Origin of the sequence: Paraburkholderia fungorum (assembly GCF_046027605.1) — a bacterium.
Lineage (GTDB): Bacteria > Pseudomonadota > Gammaproteobacteria > Burkholderiales > Burkholderiaceae > Paraburkholderia > Paraburkholderia fungorum_F.
Genome location: NZ_JAQQEF010000062.1, coordinates 1 through 5,012 on the forward strand (window position 1 = coordinate 1; position 5,012 = coordinate 5,012).

At 61.2% G+C, this 5,012-nt stretch carries 5 protein-coding genes and 1 pseudogene; 3 read left to right on the forward strand and 3 right to left on the reverse strand.

The window, feature by feature from the left end:
- A pseudogene (locus PQR53_RS38590) lies at window positions 1-533 on the reverse strand (hypothetical protein); the annotation flags it as partial.
- A gap of 205 nt (window positions 534-738) precedes the next feature.
- Window positions 739-1,320, reverse strand: a complete 582-nt coding sequence (locus PQR53_RS38595; RefSeq protein ID WP_408465817.1) for a hydrolase — start codon at window positions 1,318-1,320, stop codon at window positions 739-741.
- Between the two features lie 72 nt (window positions 1,321-1,392).
- On the opposite strand from PQR53_RS38595, the gene PQR53_RS38600 reads away from it, so the two are divergent.
- The gene (locus PQR53_RS38600) at window positions 1,393-2,034 is read left to right on the forward strand and encodes a TetR/AcrR family transcriptional regulator (protein ID WP_408465819.1); all 642 of its coding nucleotides are present in this window, start codon (window positions 1,393-1,395) and stop codon (window positions 2,032-2,034) included.
- 105 nt (window positions 2,035-2,139) lie between these two features.
- Window positions 2,140-2,469 carry a hypothetical protein gene (locus tag PQR53_RS38605; RefSeq protein ID WP_408465821.1) on the forward strand — a complete coding sequence of 110 codons (330 nt, stop codon included), beginning with the start codon at window positions 2,140-2,142 and terminating at the stop codon, window positions 2,467-2,469.
- Between the two features lie 98 nt (window positions 2,470-2,567).
- On the opposite strand, the gene prpR is transcribed toward PQR53_RS38605, so the two are convergent.
- On the reverse strand, window positions 2,568-4,505 hold the full coding sequence (prpR, locus tag PQR53_RS38610) for a propionate catabolism operon regulatory protein PrpR (RefSeq protein WP_408465823.1): 1,938 nt from the start codon (window positions 4,503-4,505) through the stop codon (window positions 2,568-2,570).
- Between the two features lie 195 nt (window positions 4,506-4,700).
- Here prpR and PQR53_RS38615 point away from each other — a divergent pair.
- The coding region (locus tag PQR53_RS38615) for an isocitrate lyase/phosphoenolpyruvate mutase family protein (RefSeq protein WP_408465825.1) at window positions 4,701-5,012 on the forward strand (312 nt) is incomplete at its 3' end.

Consider the following 5,012-nt stretch of genomic DNA (forward strand, 5'->3'; position numbering starts at 1 on the left):
AGGAAAGCAGTCAATATGAAGGGAAGAAGCTCAAATCCGCGATGGATGAGTGCCGACTGCCTGACTCCTTCGGCGCTCTCGCAGGCGAGGTAAAGCACCGGAATAAACGTATAGCTGCCGAGTGAACGCAGTTCGCTCCCTCGTGCCGTCACCAGAATCGACCCCATTGCCAGCAGCGCAGTGGCTCCGACAAACAATGGAGGATACGCAAGCGAGGCTATTAATACCAGGAAGCCTGTTCCGATGGTTGTTCCGTGAGCGAGTACCCCGAGCGGGGCGAGATGCGACCGGTCCACCGCGATAGCGGTCGACGCCGTTACCAGCGAAACGAGCAGCCACTTTGTCTGACCGGAAACCAGCGTGAGTACTATTAACGGGAAAAGAGCAGTCAACGCGCGAACAAGCGCCTTGCTATCGATAGCAGCCCCGATGTGCGACAGGACCGACTCGACGACCTGGTAACGGCTTTTTTGCGCCGGCGAAGCGGCGGTTATACGGTCAACTGATTGTCCATCGGACCTTGATTTGAACATCTCGGCGACTCCTGCACTAAATCATCGCACTCTGCTGCCGCCCTTCTCGAATACACGGATAGGTCGGTGCACAAATGGAGCAGCCGCGGGTTGACTCGATCCGATGAGTCGGTCGTACCAGATGAGATGGTATGCCGACCGACGCCCCTTCCGTGCCGTCAATGGCTACGCAGTGGAGTGGCTCATGGCCTTTCGTAGGCCGGTGTCAGTCCGCGAGCGCCTTGATCACATCCTCGGACTGTCGCACCAGGCCGAGCCGCGGGAAAATGTAATTAACCGAAGCGTGATGATGCTCGGCCGAAGCGCAGCTCATCGCATCCTCGGCGAGCACGAGTGTATAGCCAAGTTCATAGCCGGCTCGCGCCGTCGACTCGACACCGATATTCGTCGAAATTCCGCCGAGCACAATGGTCTTGATGCCCCGGCGACGCAATTGCAGATCGAGTTCGGTGCCGTGAAATGCGTTCCACTGCCGCTTCGTGATCTTGAGATCATGCTCGCCTGCTTCGAGCGCCGCGGGGAAATCCCACCACGTCGGGGGAAGTCCACCGGCTGGAGGCGTCGCGGGTTGGTCGACGGGTTGCTTCAGCGCGTCGCCGAAATCGTGGCTCCAGCCCACGCGCACTAGCACGACTGGCGCGCCGATGTCCCGGAAACGCTTTGCGAGATTCGCCGAAGCCGTAAGCACGGACTCGGCAGTGCGAGGGGCCTTCGCGAAACCGAGGATGCCCTGCTGGAGGTCGATCAGAACGAGTGCGGTAGTTTTTGGGTCGAGTTTCTGCAACATGTTTGCCTTCCGTTGAACTTAGCAAGCCAAAGGTGTATTGTGAGGCTTGTCTCACATTTCAAGTATATGAGGATGACCTCACAAAAGTCAAACGGAACATTGAGTGCCAGTAGCGGGCATGCGAAAGCGCCTCAGCGTACACGCGGTCACGCGCGGGTCGCGGCGCTGCTGGAGGCCGCGGGCACCGAGTTTGCCGAGAAAGGATACGACGCAGCAACGATGACGGCGATTGCCGCCCGCGCGGGTGCATCGATTGGCTCGCTGTATCAATTCTTTCCCACCAAGGATCAGATCGCGGCTGCATTGCTTGAAAGCTATCTGAACATGCTCACAGAGACCTTCCGTAAGCTGCGTGAGGCTGCGCCGTCTCTGGACTTATCGCTGCTTGCGAGCCGGTTGACGAGAACGTTCGTGAAGTTCCGCTCAATCCATCCGGCGTTTGCGGTTCTGGTCGAGACCTACAGTTATGCCCTGCCGGGCACGAGTGGCATCCGCGAAAGTCTGCGTGGCGAGATCGGATCTGTGCTGGCTGCGGTGGCACCGCATCTAGCGGCGGCAGAGATCGCCGTCCGCGCCGCCGTGATCCAGCAGATCATGAAGGCGGCCGTCGCGATCAATGGCGATACCTCCATAGCCAGTCGTAAAGGTGTGATGGACGAACTGGAAGGCCTCATGCGGCACTACCTGCACGACGCGATCACTGTCGCCGGATAGCGCGTCGAGAACACGACCTCTCCTTCGGTGTAACGACGCGTTTCAGACTAACGAGAAGAGAACGTAAGCGATGAGCCGGTTTTAATTTAAAAGGCAAGATTGACAATGGAATGGATTCACTACGTGTCTTACTTCTTCGGCGGCGCTTTTCTTATGAACGCCCTCCCGCACCTGCTCAGCGGAATAATGGGGCGACCGTTTCAGAGTCCCTTTGCCAGACCGCCGGGACAAGGACTCTCCTCTTCAACCGTTAACGTGCTGTGGGGATTTCTCAACATCGTCGCCGGATATGTTCTTGTATTACGTGTTGGGAATTTTGATCTGCGTTCGACGGAACATGTTGTTGCCGCCGGGCTAGGCGCCCTTCTCACCGGCATGATGCTAGCGCGCATGTTCGGGCGGTTCAACGGTGGTAGTTCGCCCAGCGCCTCGTAAGCTGGCCGGCGAAAGGCACTCCCCGTTGGCCCCGCGGTTTCAACTACCGGGTTTGAGCAAGCGGGGCGCTAGTATCCAACGCGTGAACCTGGACAGCCTCACTTCTTCAGTAGCCTCCAAAGCGTGGTACGTCCGATCCCGAGCGCACGGCTCGCCGCGGCACGGTTGTTGCCGTTTCTTTCCAGAGCACGTACTACGTCTTCGCGGGTCACGGCCGCGGGCGGCGAGCCGACGACCTTGCCATTGGCCGCTGGGGCGGGTGGCGCATGCATGCGTCCGAACTCCGGAAAAACGTCCCGCAGATCCTGCCACCCGCTGCTCGCCGCATCGCCCAGATAAATCGCCGCGCGCGCTAGCAGGTTTTCGAGCTCCCGCACGTTGCCGGGCCACGCGTAGTGTTCAAACAGCGGCGCCAGGAATTCCAGCACGCGCTCCGCGGTGGTGGCGGGCAGCCCGTATTTTGTTGCGCTGCGCCTGAGCAGATGCCGCGCAAGTTCCGGTATATCGCCGCGGCGCTCGCGCAATGGCGGCAGTTCGATCTGCAACAGATTGAGCCGGAAATACAGATCGGCGCGAAACACACCTTGCTCAACGAGTGCATGCAGGTCGCGATGCGTCGCGGCGATCACGCGAACGTCGATCGGCGTCGCGCGCCCCGAACCGAGTTTCATCACTTCGCGCTCCTGCAGCACACGCAGCAACCGGCTTTGCGACGCCGCCGGCATTTCGCCGATTTCATCGAGAAAGATCGTCCCCGTATGCGCGATTTCGAAGAGCCCCGGGCTGCCGCCGCGCCGCGCGCCGGTGAACGCACCCTCCTCGTGTCCGAACAGTTCACTTTCGATCAACCCTTCCGGCAACGCCGCGCAATTGAACGCGACGAATGGATTGCCGCGCCGGCGGCTCGCGTTATGAATGCCCTGCGCGACCAGCTCTTTGCCAGTGCCGCTTTCACCAGTGAGCATCACGGTCGCGTCGTGTGCAGCCCCGGCCCGCGCAAGGCGCCGCACACGCTCGAGCGCTGGCGACGCGCCAGTCAGATCGGACAGACTATGCCGCGCCACCAGATGTTTCGGCCGCTGACTGGTGCGCAACGAGCGGTCGATGCGCTGGGCGACCAGTGCATCTTGCACCGTGACCACCGACCCGGAACGCAAGCCATGCTCGACGATCGGCACGCAATTGACGATCAGCGCACGGCCGTCGATCTGCTCGATGCGCTCGTCGATCGGCGCGTCGGTGTCGAGCGTTTCGCGCAGCAGCGGGCCGACCGCACTCGCAATTTGCGACGGCAGATCGCGCGTACGGTCGAGTCCGAGCAGATCGAGCATCGCCGGATTGACCGCCTCGAGCTGGCCGGCGTCATCGAATGCGGCGACGCCGTCGCGCAGATGCGCGACGATTGTATTGAGCCGCACACGCTTCGACTCCTTCTGGCGGCTCACGCGCGCCAATTCGATGGAGCGCTCGAACGCTTCCTCGACGGCTCCGAGCGAGTAGAGAAACACGCTATGCAGCCCGGCCTGCTGCGCGAGATCGCACGCCAGTCCCGGGCCGATGATGACCGTGCAGCCCTCGGCTGCGAGGGTATCGACGGCCACCCGGACTTCGTCAATCGAGCGGTATGCGCGCTGTTTCAATGCAACGTTCAACCACGCGCTGAGGTCGATTAGTTCCTTCGACACCGTTTCGTGCAGAACGAGGCCGATCGGCGTGCCCGGCCACGTCGTGATTGCCTGGGTGATACCGCTCAGTACGTCGAAGCCGTTCACCTTGACCATCACGACCGGCACGCTAAGGTTGTCGCGCAGATACGCGCCGTTTGAGCCGGCGGCGAGTACGACGTCGACCGTGCCGGCATCGACATACGCCTGCAGCGCGGTCACGGCAGCGCCGTAGCCCTCGCGTACCGAAAAGAACTTTGCGCGCTCCGCATAGCGGGGCGCGACGGTCTCGCACAGCGCTCTCAGCCGGCTGATGCTTACCAGCGCGATGCCCGGGCGGCTGTGGTTCGGGTTCGAGATAAGCGTTGACACGATGGAGTCTCCGGAAACGATGGAACAATTATGAAACGTTCCGCGGAACAAGTGGAACATTTTCGCACGACCGCCTCTCAACACACTGCTTTCGATAAGTCCATGTTTTTTCAAACGAAACAGAAAGAGGCTCACGACCGGCACGTTTCCTGCGTAAGCCGGCCACCTCAAGCCAATTATCCGGAGACACGAGCTATGACTACCTCTTCCACTGCTCGCCGCGCGGCGTTCCGCGCCAAGGTCAACCAACGCCAGGGCCTGCTCGTGCCGGGCGCCTTCAACGCAATGAGCGCGCGCGTGATTGAAGACGCCGGCTTCGAAGCGATCTACATCACGGGCGCGGGCGTCACCAACATGTCGCTTGGGCTGCCCGATCTCGGCTTCATCGGCCTCGCCGAAGTCGCCGAGCATTGCGCGCGGATTCGCGACGCGGTCGCGCTGCCGCTGATCGTCGATGCCGACACGGGCTTCGGCAACGCGCTGAACGTGCGTCAGACCGTGCGCGTG

Coding starts and splice junctions, on each gene's coding strand:
- PQR53_RS38595 (WP_408465817.1), bottom strand. CDS start 1,320: ATGTTGCAGAAACTCGACCCAAAAACTACCGCACTCGTTCTGATCGAC.
- PQR53_RS38600 (WP_408465819.1), top strand. CDS start 1,393: ATGACCTCACAAAAGTCAAACGGAACATTGAGTGCCAGTAGCGGGCAT.
- PQR53_RS38605 (WP_408465821.1), top strand. CDS start 2,140: ATGGAATGGATTCACTACGTGTCTTACTTCTTCGGCGGCGCTTTTCTT.